The 17,371-nt window shown below is 57.5% G+C and carries 18 protein-coding genes; 12 read left to right on the top strand and 6 right to left on the bottom strand.

Features of this window, described 5'->3' with window-relative positions:
- Position 1: 1 nt before the first annotated feature.
- Complete coding sequence (locus tag ACWPM9_RS19345; protein WP_484756195.1) at positions 2-763, bottom strand: SDR family NAD(P)-dependent oxidoreductase; 762 nt, start codon at positions 761-763, stop codon at positions 2-4.
- Positions 763-2,613: a feruloyl-CoA synthase gene (locus ACWPM9_RS19350; RefSeq protein WP_484756196.1), complete on the bottom strand. Its 1,851-nt coding sequence runs from the start codon at positions 2,611-2,613 to the stop codon at positions 763-765. Before ACWPM9_RS19350 ends, ACWPM9_RS19345 begins: the two co-directional genes overlap by 1 nt.
- Positions 2,614-2,760: 147 nt before the next feature.
- Here ACWPM9_RS19350 and ACWPM9_RS19355 point away from each other — a divergent pair, with 147 nt between their 5' ends.
- The 11 genes from ACWPM9_RS19355 to ACWPM9_RS19405 all read left to right on the top strand — a co-directional run bounded on the left by ACWPM9_RS19355 (position 2,761) and on the right by ACWPM9_RS19405 (position 13,114).
- Positions 2,761-3,555, top strand: a complete 795-nt coding sequence (locus ACWPM9_RS19355; protein ID WP_484756197.1) for a crotonase/enoyl-CoA hydratase family protein — start codon at positions 2,761-2,763, stop codon at positions 3,553-3,555.
- Between the two features lie 8 nt (positions 3,556-3,563).
- Positions 3,564-4,034: a MarR family winged helix-turn-helix transcriptional regulator gene (locus ACWPM9_RS19360; RefSeq protein WP_484756198.1), complete on the top strand. Its 471-nt coding sequence runs from the start codon at positions 3,564-3,566 to the stop codon at positions 4,032-4,034.
- Positions 4,031-4,906 carry an amidohydrolase family protein gene (locus ACWPM9_RS19365; protein ID WP_428186254.1) on the top strand — a complete coding sequence of 292 codons (876 nt, stop codon included), beginning with the start codon at positions 4,031-4,033 and terminating at the stop codon, positions 4,904-4,906. Before ACWPM9_RS19360 ends, ACWPM9_RS19365 begins: the two co-directional genes overlap by 4 nt.
- 36 nt (positions 4,907-4,942) lie before the next feature.
- On the top strand, positions 4,943-6,058 hold the full coding sequence (locus ACWPM9_RS19370; RefSeq protein WP_428186255.1) for a C4-dicarboxylate TRAP transporter substrate-binding protein: 1,116 nt from the start codon (positions 4,943-4,945) through the stop codon (positions 6,056-6,058).
- Positions 6,059-6,127: 69 nt separating this feature from the next.
- Entirely contained in the window at positions 6,128-6,643 is a 516-nt protein-coding gene (locus ACWPM9_RS19375) for a TRAP transporter small permease (RefSeq protein ID WP_484756199.1), read from the top strand.
- A complete protein-coding gene (locus ACWPM9_RS19380) occupies positions 6,640-7,947 on the top strand; it encodes a TRAP transporter large permease (protein ID WP_484756200.1) in 1,308 nt (435 codons plus the stop codon). Before ACWPM9_RS19375 ends, ACWPM9_RS19380 begins: the two co-directional genes overlap by 4 nt.
- 594 nt (positions 7,948-8,541) lie before the next feature.
- On the top strand, positions 8,542-9,711 hold the full coding sequence (locus tag ACWPM9_RS19385; protein WP_484756201.1) for an ABC transporter substrate-binding protein: 1,170 nt from the start codon (positions 8,542-8,544) through the stop codon (positions 9,709-9,711).
- Between the two features lie 52 nt (positions 9,712-9,763).
- Positions 9,764-10,624, top strand: coding sequence for a branched-chain amino acid ABC transporter permease (locus ACWPM9_RS19390; RefSeq protein ID WP_484756202.1), 861 nt, complete (start codon positions 9,764-9,766; stop codon positions 10,622-10,624).
- Entirely contained in the window at positions 10,621-11,664 is a 1,044-nt protein-coding gene (locus ACWPM9_RS19395; RefSeq protein WP_484756203.1) for a branched-chain amino acid ABC transporter permease, read from the top strand. The genes ACWPM9_RS19390 and ACWPM9_RS19395 overlap by 4 nt, the downstream gene beginning before the upstream one ends.
- On the top strand, positions 11,661-12,404 hold the full coding sequence (locus ACWPM9_RS19400) for an ABC transporter ATP-binding protein (RefSeq protein ID WP_484756204.1): 744 nt from the start codon (positions 11,661-11,663) through the stop codon (positions 12,402-12,404). Before ACWPM9_RS19395 ends, ACWPM9_RS19400 begins: the two co-directional genes overlap by 4 nt.
- Positions 12,401-13,114: an ABC transporter ATP-binding protein gene (locus tag ACWPM9_RS19405; RefSeq protein WP_484756205.1), complete on the top strand. Its 714-nt coding sequence runs from the start codon at positions 12,401-12,403 to the stop codon at positions 13,112-13,114. Before ACWPM9_RS19400 ends, ACWPM9_RS19405 begins: the two co-directional genes overlap by 4 nt.
- 57 nt (positions 13,115-13,171) lie before the next feature.
- Here the strand turns inward: ACWPM9_RS19405 and ACWPM9_RS19410 are convergent, their stop codons facing one another.
- The 4 genes from ACWPM9_RS19410 to ACWPM9_RS19425 form a co-directional block, all read right to left on the bottom strand.
- Entirely contained in the window at positions 13,172-13,498 is a 327-nt protein-coding gene (locus tag ACWPM9_RS19410; RefSeq protein ID WP_484756206.1) for a hypothetical protein, read from the bottom strand.
- A gap of 79 nt (positions 13,499-13,577) precedes the next feature.
- Positions 13,578-14,432, bottom strand: coding sequence for a C40 family peptidase (locus ACWPM9_RS19415; protein ID WP_484757688.1), 855 nt, complete (start codon positions 14,430-14,432; stop codon positions 13,578-13,580).
- A gap of 11 nt (positions 14,433-14,443) precedes the next feature.
- Positions 14,444-14,794, bottom strand: a complete 351-nt coding sequence (locus ACWPM9_RS19420) for a MarR family transcriptional regulator (RefSeq protein WP_428186263.1) — start codon at positions 14,792-14,794, stop codon at positions 14,444-14,446.
- Positions 14,795-14,884: 90 nt separating this feature from the next.
- A complete protein-coding gene (locus tag ACWPM9_RS19425; RefSeq protein ID WP_428186264.1) occupies positions 14,885-16,270 on the bottom strand; it encodes a leucyl aminopeptidase family protein in 1,386 nt (461 codons plus the stop codon).
- Between the two features lie 154 nt (positions 16,271-16,424).
- Here ACWPM9_RS19425 and ACWPM9_RS19430 point away from each other — a divergent pair, with 154 nt between their 5' ends.
- Complete coding sequence (locus ACWPM9_RS19430) at positions 16,425-17,225, top strand: tetratricopeptide repeat protein (RefSeq protein ID WP_484757689.1); 801 nt, start codon at positions 16,425-16,427, stop codon at positions 17,223-17,225.
- The last annotated feature ends 146 nt before the right edge of the window (positions 17,226-17,371 follow it).

Genomic DNA, 17,371 nt, shown 5'->3' on the forward strand with positions numbered 1-17,371 from the left:
ATTACTTGGGCTGCATGCGAATGCCACCGTCGAGGCGGATGACCTCCGCGTTGAGATACTGGTTATCGATGCAGAAACAGACGGCGTCGGCATATTCTTTTGGATCGCCGAGGCGTTGCGGATACGGAATGGCGGATGCGAGGCTTTGTTGCGCCTCTTCAGGCAGGCCGTACAGCAAGGGCGTCAGGAAAATACCGGGCGCAATCGTGTTCACGCGAATACCGAAGCGGGCCAGTTCACGGGCAATGGGCAGCGCCATGGAGACAATGCCACCTTTCGATGCGGCATAGGCCGCCTGCCCTATCTGGCCATCGAATGCGGCGACGGAGGCCGTGTTAACGATGACGCCGCGAGCCTTGTCCTCGATTTCGACCAATTTCGACATGTGGTCAGCCGCCAGTCGGATCATGTTGAACGTGCCGACAAGGTTGACGGTGATTGCACGCTGGAAATCGGCAAGCGGCATGACACCATCGCGGCCAACAACGCGAGATGCCGGACCAATGCCGGCACAATTGACGAGGATGCGCAAGCCATCGCCATGCTCAGCTGCAAGGCTAACCGCTCTCGACGCATCGGCTTCGCTCGCGACGTCACCAACAATCGCAACACCGCCGATCTCACTCGCGACAAGATCGGCGGCATCTGCATTGAGGTCCATGACATGCACCTTGGCGCCTCGCTCTGCCAGGTGGCGCGCTGTCGCCTCCCCGAGACCGGAGCCACCCCCGGTAACCAGAGCGCTGATACCACGGACCTTCATCAGGCATTCTCCCTTTTCACGCAGATGACATCCGCGCCACCCGAGTAGAGCGTCTCGACATCATCCTTCCGGTTGGCAAGCAATGCGCGCTGATTGAGCGAGCCCTTGTCGGTGACTTCGCCTCTTTCAAACCGCGGCGGCTCCTTCAGGATCGCAATGCGCATCACCCGGCGTGCAGATCCCGTGGCAGCCTTGGCATGCTCGACAAGCTTCGCCCTGAGGGCTGCTTGAACTTCTGGATGATCACGGAGGTCCGCATCGCTCAGATGCTCCCCTGCCGATACGATCTGCCTCAAGGCGGGCAGAAAGGGGATGACCAGCGCGCCCAGCTCTTCCCTGTCTGCGCCGGTAATGACCGCATCGCGGATCAGCCCGCCGAATTGGTCGACAAGTTGGGCCCGCAATTGTCCGACCGCAACCCAGGTGCCCGTGTTCAATTTGAAGTTTTCGGCGGTGCGCCCGTCGAAGAAGAAGCCCGCGCGTGGATTGCCAGCCTCTGCAAATCGAACAGCGTCTCCTATCTTGTAGAAGCCTTCTTCATCGAAAGCTTCGGCCGTGAGTTTGGGATTGCGCCAATAGCCGGGCGTCACATTGGGCCCCTTGAGCCTGAGTTCGTATTTCCCATCATTGGGAACCAGCTTGACGGTAATGCCTTGCGCCGGAATGCCAATATTGCCGGCGAAATCCTGATGCTCGGTGCAAAACAGCGAAAAGGGCGCGGTCTCCGTCGAGCCAAGGCCGGTGCCCAGAAAGATGCGCCGTCCGACCGTTTGTTCCGCAAGAGCAATCAGCTCATCCCAGGTATGCTGGGCCATGCCGGCACCGGCATAGAGCATGAATTTCAGGTCTTTGAAGAAGTTTGTACGAAGAGCGTCATTCGCGCGCATCGCGTCGACGAGCATTTCGTATCCAGCAGGCACATTGAAATACCAGTTGGGCGATATGTCCAGAAGGTTGGCGATGGTGGTCCTGATGCCGTCTGGCGTCGGGCGCCCCTTGTCGATGTAGAAGGTGCCGCCATTGTAGATCACCAGATTGAATACCTTGTTGCCGCTGGCGGTGTGGTTCCAGGGCGCCCAGTCAACGACAACAGGCGGATCATCGCGCAGATAAGCATAGCAATCCGCCACCATCTCCTGATTGGAGCAAAGCATGCGCTGGGTCTGGATCACGGCCTTGGGTGACCCTGTCGTGCCAGAGGTGAAAAGAAACTTGGCGATGGTATCCAGATTGACGGATTTGAACGCGTCGTCCACTGCCTGACCGGCTTCTATCTCATAGCATTCGGCCAGCATGCGGCAATTGCGGCCGCCAAGCGGGTTCCGCTCTGCCAATAGTGGCATGTCCGCGCCCATTGCAGCGTCGATTGCCCTCGCAAACGGCTGAAGATCTTCTGCGAAGACAAGGCCCGGCGTGATTTGCGCAACAATATCACGCAGCTTGGTAAAGTCCTCCGCCACCATCGCATAAGCAGGAGAGATGGCAGCTGATGGAATGCCCACATATTGCGCGGCAAGAGCGACGAGCGCATGAGAGATCGAATTATCAGATAAGATCAAGACAGGCTTTTCGACCGACAGGTCGAGATCGAGGAAGAACTGAGCCAGAGACCGAATGCGTTTGTGTGCGTCTGCGTAGCTGATTTTGCGCCAGTTCCCGTCATCGGCCCGTTCGGCCATCCACGGTCGATCAGGTACCGTCTTTGCCCAATGGGCGAAGCGTTCGTTGAGTTTATCCGGGTAAGGCCCGATGGGATCCTTGCGCCAGATGACGACTGTGCCGTCGGCACGCTCTTCCCAAGCCAAGTCGGGCGACCACAGCTTCACGTCGCGCGCTTGCGCTATCGTCATGACTTCCTCCCAGATTCAATCGGACATATCGTTATTAACGCGCTCTCCCAGCGGGTTGAAATTTGTTTACAAAGAAACAATCTCTATGTAAACAAACAAGCGTAAAACAAAATTGAAAATGCCGCACACGGCGGGAGGACGATAGCCATGAACGACAATCCGGGGGCGGAATTCGTGAGCTATGAGATGATGGACGAGATCGCCCATATCGGGCTCAACCGTCCAGAAAAGCGAAACGCCATCAGCGACCGATTCGTGGAAAAGATCGCCAGCGTGATCGAGCGTGCCGAAAATGAAGCGAAAGCCGTCGTGCTTCATGGCCATGGCAGCCACTTCTGCGCCGGGCTGGATCTTGCCGAACACGTGCAGAAATCCCCCATTGAAGGCGTGCGTGGCTCACGCCGTTGGCATGCCGTTTTTTCCGGTATCGAGCATGGCACGATCCCCTGGTTCTCCGCGCTTCACGGCGCGGTTGTTGGCGGTGGGCTGGAACTGGCAGCCTCGACCCATGTGCGTGTGGCCGATGAAACTGCGTTCTTCGCACTTCCTGAAGGTCAGCGCGGCATCTTCGTCGGCGGGGGCGGCTCTGTTCGTGTGGCCCGCCTGACCGGTGCAGCCCGAATGACGGACATGATGCTGACAGGCCGCGTGGTATCGGCTGAACAGGCCGAGCGCTGGAACCTGGTGCAGTATGTCGTGGCACCGGGCAAAGCTCGCGAGAAGGCGCATGAACTGGCAAAGCTCGCCGGCAGCAACGCGCCGCTTTCCAACTACGCCGTCATCAACGCGCTTCCCCGCATTCAGGACATGGCCAAGGAAGACGGATTGTTCGTGGAATCCTTCATTTCCGCCTTCACGGCGACCAGCCCCGAGGCGGAAGAGCGGCTGCGGGCCTTCCTTGAGAAACGTGCTGCGCGCATCAAAGCGCCTGGTTCAGACTGAGGAGACGGATGATGGAAATGACTGTCCGCCGTTCCGAGCGGGTCAAGGTCGGAGCGCTTAGCGGTTCGCTGGGGTTTCTTCTACGTTTGGCACAGCTCCACGCCTTCGAAGAGTTCTTCTCGGATCGCGGGCCGCAAAATTTAAAGCCAGGCGACTTTTCGGTGCTGTGGGTTATCAAGCTCAATCCGGGCATCCGGCAGAGCGCTTTGGGTGAAACGCTGATGATCAAGCGGGCCCATATGACCAAGCTGATACGTGCCCAGGAAGAAAGGGGCCTCGTTTCACGACGGATACCCGATGACGACCGGCGGGCGATCGAGTTGACGTTGACGCAGGCGGGCAATGTCGAGGTGGAGCGGGCAGCAGGACTGTTCTTTCAATATGAAGATACGACCGGTGCGCCCCTCACCAAGCGGGAGCGCGAACAACTGGTCAGCCTGTTACATAAATATCTGGGCTTGGAGGAGGCCAGCAAATGAAAATCGATGAACTGCTGGCAATCGACATTCACACGCATGCGGAAGAACCCTGCAGCGTACCGCGTGACGATGGCTATGACGAGTTTCAGGCCGGCATGGCCAAATACTTCAAGAATCCTGCTGGCGCCAAGGGCATGCTGCCAACCATGCAGGAGACAGCCGCCTATTACCGCGAGCGCAAGATCGGCTGCGTCATCTTTCCGGTCGATGCCGAACGGGAAACCGGATTTCGCCGGTATGAAAACGAGGAGGTGGCGCGGATCGCAGCGGAAAACGACGACGTCCTTATTCCCTTCGCCTCGATCGATCCCGCAAAAGGCAAGATGGGCGCGCGCGAAGCGCGGCGTCTGGTGCGTGAATTCGGTATCCGCGGGTTCAAGTTTCACCCGACCATGCAAGCCTTCTATCCGAATGACCGCAGCGCCTACGCGCTTTACGAAGCCATTGCAGAAGAAGGTGCGATCAGCCTGTTCCACACGGGACAAACGGGCGTTGGCGCTGGCATGCCTGGTGGCATGGGCATGCGACTCAAATATTCCAATCCCATTTATCTGGATGATGTGGCGGCTGATTTTCCGGAGATGCCAATCATTCTCGCGCACCCTTCATTTCCCTGGCAGGAAGAGGCGCTCTCTGTCGCGACCCACAAGCCGAACGTCTACATTGACCTTTCGGGCTGGTCGCCGAAATATTTTCCGTCCATTCTCGTGAAATATGCAAACAGTCTGCTGAAGCACAAGATGTTGTTTGGATCAGATTGGCCGGCGATTACACCGGACCGCTGGCTTGCGGATTTCGAGAACATCGAAATTCGCGATGATGTCCGCCCGCTTATTCTGAAGGAAAACGCGCGGAGACTGCTCAAACTTTAGATGATTTTAACGTGTTCTAACTGGGAGGAAATGAACATGAGACGAATATTATCTTTGCTTGTCGGCGTTGCGGCTCTGGCTGCAACAACTGTGGATGCCCGTGAACTTCGTGTGGCACCCGGCGCCCCACCGGCGCATCCATCGAATTCCTACATGTACCAGAAACTGGCAGAGTTCTTGCCGGAAGTGTCCGGTGGAAAGCTCACAGCCCAGGTCCTTGGACCTGAAGTCGTCACCCTTGGCCAGATGAAGGACGCACTGCAGAGCCAATTGGTGGAGGTTGGCAATCTGTTACCGCTCTACTTCCCCGCCGACTTGCCCAACATGTCGCTTGCGGGAGAACTCGCTCTGTCCGGTCGTGAACCACATGCCATGGCGGCGGCGATGACGGAATATATCGTCACCTGCGAGACGTGCCAGCAGGAGTTGAAGAAATTCGGCGTGGTCTACCTCGGCTCAGGCTCGTCCGACGTCTATGCTCTGCTGACGACAAAGCCGGTTCACAATGCCGAGGATGTCAAAGGCCTTCGACTTCGGAGCGGTGGCGCCCCGTTTTCGCGTTGGGCCGAAAATTTTGGTGCCGTCCCGGCCAATATCGGTGTGGGCGATACATTCGAATCCATGTCACAGGGCGTGATCGACGGTTCCATGGCCTCCATTGGCGATTTGCTGTCCTTCCGCCTCGTGGAATTGGTGAAGAGCATTACCTTAGTCCCCTTGGGCACCTATCACGCCACATCCGACTTCACCGTCGCCAATCCTGCCTGGGAAAGCCTTTCCGTGGACGAACGCAAGCAACTCGCGACGGCTGCCAACATGGCCAATGTCGTGTTCACTCAGCGCTGGGGTTATGACATGGCAGCCGAAGCAAAGGCTGCCGCAGAGAAGGCCGGGATCGAGTTCATCGAACCCGATGCTGCCTTTGCTGAAGCCTCGCAAGACTTTGCCGAGGCCGACAAGGAAACGGCTGCGAAAGTCTCGCAGGAGCGTTTCGGATTTGCTGACGCCGCCGAACGCGTTGCCCGCTTCTCCAGTCTCGTTGAAAAGTGGAATGGTATCGTCAAGGACGCCAAGGGCGACCCGGATGCGATCACTGCACGGCTTGATGAGGAGATCTGGAGCAAGGTGGATTTCGCAACTTACGGCATGTAGCGCCAATGCCGGCGAGCATTGTGCTCGCCGGTTTCCCTCATTCATTCAAAACCTAGCACGGGGCCGCAAATGTCCTTGGTCTTCAAACTCGCGGACAAATTGTCGACCATTCTGGCAACAATTGCGTCTTTTGGCGTGATAGCCATGATGGTGCATGTCTGCGCGGATGTCATTTCGCGTGTCCTGACAGGCGCCTCGCTACCGGCAACAGTAGAAGTCGTATCTTATTACTATATGGTTCTGGTCGCGTTCCTGCCGCTTGCCTGGGTGGAGCGCAAAGGCGGTATGATTTCGGTCGAATTGCTGGAATTCGTCATGACACCCACAATGCGACGGATCTCGGATGCCTTAATCGCCATTGTCGGCTCCTGTATCTATGCCGTCATGGCATTTGCCACCTGGCAGACAGCGCTCAAGAACTACGACACCGGAACCTTCGTCATCGCATTACAGACGAAAATCCTGACATGGCCCGGCTATTTTCTGCCCCCTGCTGGCTTTGCGCTTGCAGCCTTCATATTGCTGGTTCGCCTTTTACAGATTGCCCGACATCCGCTTGAGCGGACCGATGAGGTAGAAGCATGAGTGTTGAAACCGGTATCTACGGGCTCATCTGCCTTCTTGTTTTGCTGGCACTTCGACTGCCCGTCGCCCTGGCCCTGATTGCCGTTTCATTCGGCGGCATCGCCTCACTGCTCGGCTTTAAGCCGGCTATCGGAATCGTGACATCCACGCCCTACAGCTTCGTTGCCAGCTGGACGATGAGCGCCGTGCCAATGTTTCTTCTCATGGGATTTGTCGCCTTTCATGCAGGTTTGACCACGAACCTGTTTCAGGCAGCAAAGGCCATCTTGTGGCGGGTGCCAGGCGGCCTCGCCATCTCCTCCATTTTCGCCTGCACAGGCTTTGCCGCCGTGAGTGGCTCATCCATTGCTTGCGCCGCGGCTATGGGCCGTATCGCCATCCCGGAGATGGTCGAAGCCGGATACAAGCCAAGCTTTGCCAGCGGCGCGCTTGCAGCCGGCGGGACCATAGGCGCTTTGATACCTCCATCCATCCTGATGATCGTGTTCGGGGTCTTTGCTGAAACCTCGATTACCCAGGTTTTCGTCGGCGGCATTGGCGTCGGGATACTGACGGCATTTTCCTACTGCCTCGTGGTGCTGGCAATGTGGTGGCTTCGGCCTGACATCGTTCCAAGAAGTGTGGAAGGCGGCTTTGCTGCGGCGGGCGGGTTTTCCGCCGTCCTGCGCATCTGGCCCATAGGAGCCCTTGTCGTCCTTGTCTTTGGCGGACTGTTTTCCGGATATTTCACAGCCACAGAAGCCGGGGCTGTCGGGGCCGCCGGTGCGATCCTCCTGTCGGCGGTGACAGGAAAGCTGACCTTGAACGTCATGCGGGTGTCTCTGTTGGAAACGCTTTCGACATGCGCCTCGCTTTTTATCATCGGTATCGGCGCGTCGATGTTTACTCGCTTCCTCGGAATCACGGGGCTCTCGTCCTTCATCGGTACGCTCGTTTCGAATGCCGATCTTGGCTACGGATCACTGATGACGATCATCGTGCTGATCTATCTGGCCCTCGGGATGTTCATGGAACCCTTTGGAGCGATGCTGGTCACCCTTCCCGTGATGTTGCCCGTATTGAAATCGGAGGGGATCAGCCTCGTCTGGTTTGGCGTACTGGTGGTGAAACTACTGGAAATCGGGATGATAACTCCGCCGGTGGGTCTGAACGTGTTCGTGATCAAGAATGTGGCGTCACGCTATGTGACTGTCGTGCAGGTTTTCAAAGGTGTCATACCGTTCATCCTGGCCGACCTCGTCGTCATCACATTGACGATCGCCTTCCCAGGCATCGTGCTGATCCTGCCGCAATTGTTGCACTAAGCGAAATCCGCACCGCAGTCTCGCTTGCTTGACACACTAATGTACACATGATGTATGATAAGCCTAGGGAGAACGGAGGAACGGCTATGGATCTCGTCCATCGCCAGTATGTAAGTACCAGAGCGCGCAGATGGCGCACTATGCATACGACTTTCATTTTTCCATCTCTCAAAATTGGGAATGCAACTTATGCAGGCCAACCGCTTGCTCAGGGGAAGCCGTCTTTCCCGATGAATGCCGTCAGGCGACCACGCCGTCGAGCATGTATACATATATACGCATTCATCGATCCAACCCTTTATCGATTGGCAGCCGGCCGACGGTGCAGGTTCCACAATATTGCGTCAGTCCGGAATGTGACCTACCAATTTGATATGAGAGGCAACGCTTCCCCCGTCATACGGCGTGACGTGAAGTGGGGGCACGATTACGACAGAGCACCCTAAGACGATTTTGGACGACAACCGCCTCATGAGGATAAGGCGGTCCATGACGGAGCAGAGCCATACCGCCCAATAGACGGGCGGTTCGTGACAAGGAGGCCGCGTGAGGAGACGCGGGTCACGGCAGATGAAACCAAGGGAGGAGTGATCCATGATTACCAGAAGAGCATTGCTTGCAGCAGGCGTCGCGCTCGGCTGCCTCACATCCGTGAACGCGCAGGCGGAAGACACCGTCAAGATCGGCCTCGTTCTGCCTATGACAGGGCCGTTTGCATCCACCGGACGGCAGGTCGATGCCGGTGTGCGCGCATTCATGAGCCTCAATGGCGATATGGCTGCGGGCAAGAAGATCGAAGTGGTGCTGCGTGACGATGGTGGCGTGGCGGACCAGACACGGCGTATTGCGCAGGAGCTTGTCGTCAATGATGGCGTCAAGATGCTGATGGGCTTTGGCCTGACACCGCTTGCCATGTCAGTTGCTCCGGTTCTCAATCAGGCGAAGATCCCGGCGATCATCACCTCGGCAACGACTTCTGCGATCATGAAGCAATCGGACTACTTCGTTCGCGTGAGCATGGCCGGGCCTCAGTCGGCTGTGCCGGTGGCAACCTGGGCGATGGAGAATGGCATCAAGCGGGTCGTGACCCTCGTTACCGATTACGGCCCTGGACATGACATCGAGAAGGGCTTCACCGATCAATTCGTCAAGGAAGGCGGGGAGATCGTGGAGGCGGTGCGTGTGCCACTGCAAAACCCAGATTTTGCACCGTTCCTACAGCGTGTGCGCGATAGCAAGCCGGACGCTGTGTTTGTGTTCGTTCCGTCCGGAGTCGGCTCGCTGTTCATGAAACAGTTTGTGGAACGCGGCCTGGCGGATGCCGGCATCAAACTCATTGCGACGGGCGACGTCACGGATGACGATCTGTTAAACAGTATCGGCCCCGCCTCGATGGGCGTCATTACCGGCCACTTCTATTCGGCCCTGCATAACAGCCCGGAAAACAAGGCCTTTGTGGCCGAAGTGCGCAAGGAAAATGACAATATGCGCCCCAACTTCATGAGCGTCGGAGGCTATGATGCAATGCATGTCGCCTATCAGGCGCTTGAGAAGACGGGCGGCGACACAGATGGCACAAAGCTGATCGATGCCATGAAGGGCATGGAGTTGATGAGCCCGCGGGGACCGATCTCGATTGATCCGAACACCCGAGACATCGTTCAGGACATTTATATGCGCGAGGTCAAGGAGGTGGATGGCGAGCTCTACAATGTAGAGTTTGCGACCTATCCAAAGATCCACGATCCCTTCGCTGCCAACTGATACCTCATAAGGGCGGCGGATACAGATCCGCCGCCAATCCCTGCGAGGACCAATGCTGACAATCCTGTTTGACGGCATCGCCTATGGAATGCTGCTATTCGTTCTTGCCTGCGGACTGACTGTCACGCTGGGACTGATGAACTTCATCAACCTGGCACACGGCGCGTTCGCCATGGCGGGGGGCTACCTAACTGTGGTGATGATGAACCGCTTCGGTATTTCCTTCTACTGGTGCCTGCCCGCGGCATTCCTGTTCGTCGCTGCCATAGGTGCCGTGCTCGAGGTAACCTTGTACCGGCGCCTCTACCCCGCGGACCACCTCGACCAGGTTCTATTTTCCATCGGTCTCGTTTTCATGGCCATCGCCGGCGTCGACTATTTTATGGGGGGGCAGCAGCAGCTTATTAACCTGCCTCCGGCGCTTTCCGGTCGCATGGACCTCTTCGGTGTGGGCATCGGACGCTACCGCCTGTTTATCATCGTCATTTGCGCAATGCTTGCTCTCGGATTGCAGCTCATTCTTTCCAAGACCCGGTTCGGAAGCCGTTTGCGTGCCGCCGTGGATGATCGTCGTACGGCGCTCGGCCTGGGGATCAACGTGCCGATCGTCTTTGCTGTCACCTTTGCCTTTGGGTCCGGTTTAGCCGGACTTGGCGGTGCACTGGGCGCCGAGATCCTCGGTCTCGACCCGAATTTTCCGCTCAAATTCATGATCTACTTCCTGATCGTGGTCGCTGTTGGCGGCACCTCAACCGTCACGGGACCCTTTGTCGCGGCGCTCTTGTTGGGCGTCGCCGATGTTGCCGGCAAATACTATGTGCCGCAGCTCGGCTCCTTCATCATCTACGCTATCATGATCGTGATGCTGTTTCTTCGTCCAAACGGCCTGTTTTCGCGGGAGGGCGGACGATGACCCACATGGCGAGCACCGCGACTTCGAAGCCGATAAACGCCGCCAAAGCCGAAGCACACAGATTGATGCGCCGACGCAGTCGTATCCGGGCCTATGAGATCATTCTCTGGGTGGTAGCATTCGGTTCCTATTTCCTGATCCCCAGCAAAATGCTGCTGCTGACGGAAATCGCCATTCTGTCGCTTTTCGCCCTCTCGCTTGATCTTGTGCTCGGCTATGTCGGGATCGTTTCACTCGGCCATACCGTATTCTTCGGAATTGGTGCCTATGCAGCCGGACTTTTCGCCCTGCATGTCTTTGCCGAACCTGTGACCGGCCTATTTGTCGCAGCAGCGGCAGCCGGTATTCTCGGCTACCTGTCGAGTTTTCTGCTTTTGCGCGGTTCAGACCTCACCCGCATCATGACCACACTTGGCATAGCCCTCATGTTTGCAGAGGCCGCCAATCAGGCCAATGATCTGACCGGCGGCGCCAATGGCCTTTCCGGCTTTTTCACCGGACCGATCCTTGGCCTTTGGGAATTCGATCTGTGGGGCAAGACGGGTTATCTCTACTGCCTGATCGTGTTGTTTTGCGTGACCATGATCGCACGACGCATTGTTCAGTCACCCTTTGGTCTTTCGCTGAAAGCGATAAAGGCCAATCAGGTGCGCGCCGGCATGATCGCCATTCCTGCGCGGCGGCGCATCGTTTCCGCCTATACGATCTCCGCGGTCTTCGCCGGGATTGCCGGTGCGCTGCTTACGCAGACAACCAGCTTCGTCTCGCCCGATGTGATGGCTTTCCATCGGTCAGCGGACGTGTTGCTGGTCCTCGTCATCGGCGGAACCGGTTATCTGTATGGCGGCATCTTCGGCGCCATCGCCTTCACATTGATCAAGGATGCGCTGTCCATCGCCACACCACAATACTGGATGTTCTGGATCGGCCTGTTGCTGGTGATCCTGGTGATGTTCGGGCGAGAGAGGCTGTCTCGCTGGGCAGGCATCCTACCGAAACGCCTGACGCGTAAAGCGCGCGCGCCGGAGGGGCAGCCATGAGCTTCGCCCTGGAAACGCATGGATTGAAAAGGCGGTTTGGCGCTTTCATTGCCACCGACGACGTCAGTCTAAAGGTTAATCAAGGGGCGCGTCACGCGTTGATCGGTCCGAACGGCGCGGGCAAGACGACGTTAATCAATCTGCTAACTGGCGTGATCCCTCCCTCGGGTGGCGAGATATTCCTCGAGGGCGAAAACGTTACCCAGACCTTGCCCTATCGCCGGGTGCAGAAGGGCTTGGCCAGAACCTTCCAGATCAACCAATTGTTCACGCCATTCACGCCGCTGGAATCCATTTCGCTGGCTATCTGCGAGCGTGATGGCGGCGGGAATGCCTGGAAGCCGCTCACACAATACAGCCATGTGATTGACGAAGCGGCAGAACTTCTAACCCGTTTTGGGCTGGGGTCTGTGATGGGCGTGCGTTCTTCCGTTCTGCCCTATGGCAAGCAACGGTTATTGGAACTGGCGCTTGCCTTTGCCAGCCGGCCAAAGGTTCTGCTTCTGGATGAGCCAGCTGCCGGTGTGCCGGAAGACGAACGCCATGAGGTTCTGGATATCGTCTCCGCCCTGCCGTCAGAGGTTACCGTGGTTCTTATCGAACACGACATGGATCTCGTTTTCTCCTTCGCAGATCGAATCACGGTTCTCGTTGCCGGTGCCATTTTTGCGGAGGGATCGGTCGAGGAAATTGCGGGCGATCCACGCGTCAAATCCGTCTATCTTGGGGAAAATGCATGACCGGCGCCGCTTTGCTCGAAACCAGGGAACTCGTGTCCGGCTACGGCGAGGCCAGCGTTCTTTCGGGCGTGAGCCTCTCTTTGCCAAAAGGCCGTACGCTGGCACTGCTGGGGCGCAATGGAACAGGCAAGACCACACTGGTCGACACCCTTGCAGGACTTACGACTTATCACAGCGGCACAATCCACCTCGACGGTGTGGATATTACCCGAATGCGGCCGGAGCGTCGCGCCGGAGCGGGCATCGGCTGGGTCCCGCAGGAGCGCAACATCTTTCGGTCACTCACCGTGGAGGAGAACCTGACGGCCATTGCCCGGCCCGGGGTCTGGACCATAGATCGGGTGTACGGGATGTTTCCAAGGCTGAAGGAACGGCGAACCAATCTGGGAAACCAGCTTTCAGGCGGCGAACAACAGATGCTGGCGGTCGGGCGCGCTCTGATGCTGAACCCCAAGCTGCTGTTGCTGGACGAACCATTGGAGGGGCTGGCACCCATCATCATCGACGAACTGCTTTCAGCGCTGAACGCTATCGTGAAGGGAGACGGATTGTCGGCTATCATCATCGAGCAGAAGGCACGAAAAATACTGCCGCTTTGCGATGACGCATTGATTCTTGATCGCGGCAGCGCCGTTTACCAGGGACCCGCACGTTCGCTTTTGGAAGATGAGGGCATTCTCGGCAGGCATCTATCGGTCGAACGGAACTAGATCACGCTTGGAATTTTGTCGTATCCATATGCGCGCTGCGCGAAACGGCGCTCAACTTCACGGAACGGTTTGCGGGTTTATACCTGGAAGCCAAGTCGACGATACAGGTGGACGGGTGCTTTCATAGACCACGCCGTCGCGCTCGCACTGATAGACAAGAAACGGCATGTCATCACCGAGGAATTCCATCCCGCCCAGATGATCAGCGTAGCGTGTAACGGTCTTGCAGTTATAGTCGGGCTTGGGATTGATCGTTGGGGCATCCACACCCGGTAAATCCCGGAAGGCTTGTTGCGGGACCTTCAGCCGCTCAGCGGCAAGCGCGTTCAATGGGAACACCACTACAGCGAACGCCAGTATGCGCGAAATTCTACTTACCATCATTCCGGTCCAGACCTTCAAATCCGACCTCAATATAGGCACGGGAACAAGGCCAAGAAAGGGTTGGACCTACACAAGTGCGTCAGTCGAAGGGGCGGCGGTATCCTGTCGGTTGCTCGTAGAGCCAACCGATCCGCTCGATTGCGATATCCAGATCTTCCCGGGAGACATTCATGGTGTGGCCGTTGGCATGCAGCATCACGCGCTTATCCTCCATGATACCAACATGGCCTCGCCAGAAGACGAGGTCGCCGCGCCGCAGCTCTTCCCGCGTGATCTCGCGACCAAGGCCCTCTGCCTGCATATCGGAATCGCGCGGCGCCTCGCGACCGATCATTTGCAGCGAAAGCTGGACAAGGCCTGAACAGTCGATCCCCAATCCCGACCGACCGCCCCACAGGTAAGGCGTCTCGATGAAGCGGGCTGCGACCGAGACATAATCGTCTGTCGGATACTGTCCCAAGGGCAAACAATGGCCCGCTATCAGCGCATTGCCGTCGGCCAAAAGAAAATACCTGGTGCCGCGGGTTTCCGCCTCAGCAATCACTGTCACCCGGCTACCCATCGACAAGGTAGCGACATGGGGGAACCGCAGATCGGCCCCGGGATAGACAAATGTTCGCGTGGCAATGACGTGATGGGTTGGCTTCTCAACCTGATCGCCAATATGGGCCACCGGCAGATAGCCGACATAGCCATCGGCAACGGCCTTGACCCAGGCCCAACCGTCCGCCCGATCAAAGACCTTAATGTCTTCACCGAACAGAAGTTCGTTATCGATGCCTTTTACCAGATCCGGCTTTGGCCGAAGTCCGGCAACCGGCACCACAACCCTTGCAGGTTCGCCGGTCGCGAATCGTTGAGAGGTGACCTGCCCTTCAAGGGTCTGATCGGCGAGGTCTGGGCGGAACGCATTCAGGCGTCTGTCGAGTGTCATAGTCTCATCTGTCACAGCCGCAAATCCCGTCCCTGCTGCCTGATCAGGTCACCCAGTTTTTCCAGATAAAGCGCGCCGGCGACGGTGCGCTTGATGACCACGTTCCGTCGATCGATATCATCTCTCACACGATCCACAAGTCCCATGGCACCCATGGTATCGAGCGCGCGCGTGATCACTGGCTTGGTAACACCCAGCGTCGCTGCAAGCCCGCGCACGGTGTGCGGCGGCGGAACCAGATAGATCTGCAACAGGATGGCCATCTGGCGCAGCGTCAGGTCGCGTTTGTCGCCCTGCACCTGGCGCAGACTCACGTGGTGCCAGAGGCCAAGTGCCTCCGAGGCAGTCAAATCTACGCTCATCGCCTACTCCAGACTATCGGTCGCCTCGCCTCCTGTTTTCCGGCAATCAGCGCGGTAATGCAAGAGTGCGAGGCGTTTGCCGTCTTCGGATCAACTCGACTTGATATGGCGGTAGAGCGCACGAATGCCCTGTGCCTCGCCGCCTGCTGGAGAATGCGGGCGCTCGCTCGGATTCCAGCCATAGATGTCGAAATGGGCCCAACTGCCCGTGTTGGTGACGAAGCGCTTGAGGAACAGGGCTGCCGTGATCGCACCCGCCATTCCCCCCGCTGGCGCATTGGTCAGATCCGCGATCTGTGTCTTGAGCAACCGCTCATAACCTTTGTGGAGTGGCATGCGCCAAAGCGGATCATCTGTTGCCATGCCGGCTTCGAAAATATCCTGGGCCAAGTCTCCATCGTCCGTGAAGAATGGTGGAAGATCGGGACCGAGGGCAACGCGGGCAGCGCCAGTCAAGGTTGCCATATCGATGAGAAGATCAGGCGCGTCTTCGTCTGCATAAGCGAGCGCATCGGCGAGAACCAGCCGCCCTTCGGCATCGGTATTGTCGATTTGTACCGAGAGCCCCTTTCGGCTCCGATAGACGTCACCCGGGCGAAACGCATTTCCGGCAATGGAGTTTTCGACCGCTGGAATGATGACGCGCAGGTCTACCTTCAGTTTGGCATCCATGATCATCAGGGCCAGGCCCATGACGTTGGCAGCCCCCCCCATATCCTTCTTCATCAACAGCATGCCGGCTGCCGACTTTATGTCCAGCCCACCGGTATCAAAGCACACGCCTTTCCCGACCAACGTGATGCGACGATGTCCCTTCTTGCCCCACCGCATTTCCAGCAGTCGAGGTGCCTGGCTGCTGGCCCGTCCGACCGTATGGACCAGTGGGAAATTTTGTTCGAGAAGAGCGTCACCTTCAATGACAGACACTTCAGCGTCGTAATGACTGCCAAGCTTTCGGAAGGCGTCTTCGAGATCGGCGGGTCCCATATCGTTCGTCGGCGTGTTGATCAGGTCACGCGCCAGAAAGACGCCGGCTAGAATGCGCTTGATTTCAGCACCATCGGCATCCTGCGGAATGAGCAGTTTGGGACCTGCGGGTTGTTCCTTCAGATATCGGCGGAAACTGTAACTTCCCAAACCGTAGCCGAGCAGAAGCCGGCTCGCCGTCAATGGTGCAGTTTCGATATGCCAATCACCGGCTGGCAGACTCCGGGCCAATTTCCCTGTCAAAAAAGGACTTTCGGAAGGATCAGTGCCAAGGCCAAACAAGGCGCCGCCGACATGTCCCTCATCGTTGGGAATGAGACTGAACGCGCCAGGCTCTGCCTTGAACCCCGCTTTCTCGGCCCAACTGAGCGCGAGCGGGTCGATCATCCCTGTCTCGATATAAGCCGGTGTCACCGCAAATACGGGTAGGGTTTTGCCTTTCTTCGTGCTGAAGGGGCTCGATCGTTCGATGTACTGGAAGGGGGCCATTTTCTGCTTTCTGCAACGTCCGGGAATCGTCTTATTAACACTACGTTAGGGTTAACAGATTATTGCTTGAGCGTAGATTGCGCCGTTTCCTCCCTGAGTCGAGCGGCAGTTGGCACCACAGCTCAAGGACGCACCCATGTTCGTCACGGGATTCATGTCGAAAATCAGATCACGATTGCTGAGTGGCGCCTGTACGGTCCTCGCCATCCTCGCCGTATCTGGCTGCGCGACGGCGCCAAGCAAAATGACCACCGGCTCCATTCCCAAGCTGACCAAGCCTGTGGAAACGATGAACGAAACAGAGCTGCAGACTGCTTCAGAACGCATTGGCAAAGCCTACGACGCCAATCCGAAAGATCGCGATACAGGTCTCGCCTATGCCAATATCCTGCATATGACAGGTCGGGATCCTCAGGCACTGGCCGTCATGCAGCAGGTGGCCATTGCTCACCCGAGTGACCGCAGCGTCCTCGCTGCCTATGGCAAGGCCCAGGCCGCCGCAGGTCAGCTGGAACAAGCGCTGGCCACCATCAACCGTGCACAGACGCCCGATCGCCCTGACTGGAAACTCTATTCAGCGGCAGGCGCGGTTCTCGACCAATTGGGACGTTCCGGCGAAGCGCGCACGAACTATCGTATGGCGCTCGATATGCAGCCAAACGAACCCACAGTGCTTTCCAATCTCGGTATGTCCTATCTTCTTTCCGGCGATCTCAAGACCGCGGAAACCTACATGAAGAATGCGTCCCAGCAGCCTGGCGCCGACAGCCGCGTGCGGCAGAATCTGGCATTGGTCGTCGGTCTTCAAGGGCGTTTCGACGAGGCTGAGCGCATTGCGCGACAGGAACTCTCCACCCAACAGGCCGACGCCAATGTGGCCTACCTACGCTCGATGCTGGCACAGCAAGATTCGTGGAAGAAACTGGCTTCCAAGGACAAGTCCACGAAAAGCTAGTTCTCTATTCTCCCGTGACGAAGGCGCAGCCTGATTAATCGGGCGTCGCCGCGCTGCTTGGCATTAGCCTCCAAATTACAGCGAGCCCGAAAAATCCCGCACCGGACAATGCAATGGGGCAGTTCAGGCAGAACGGGCTGACACTA

Source organism: Agrobacterium sp. H141, from assembly GCF_057158725.1.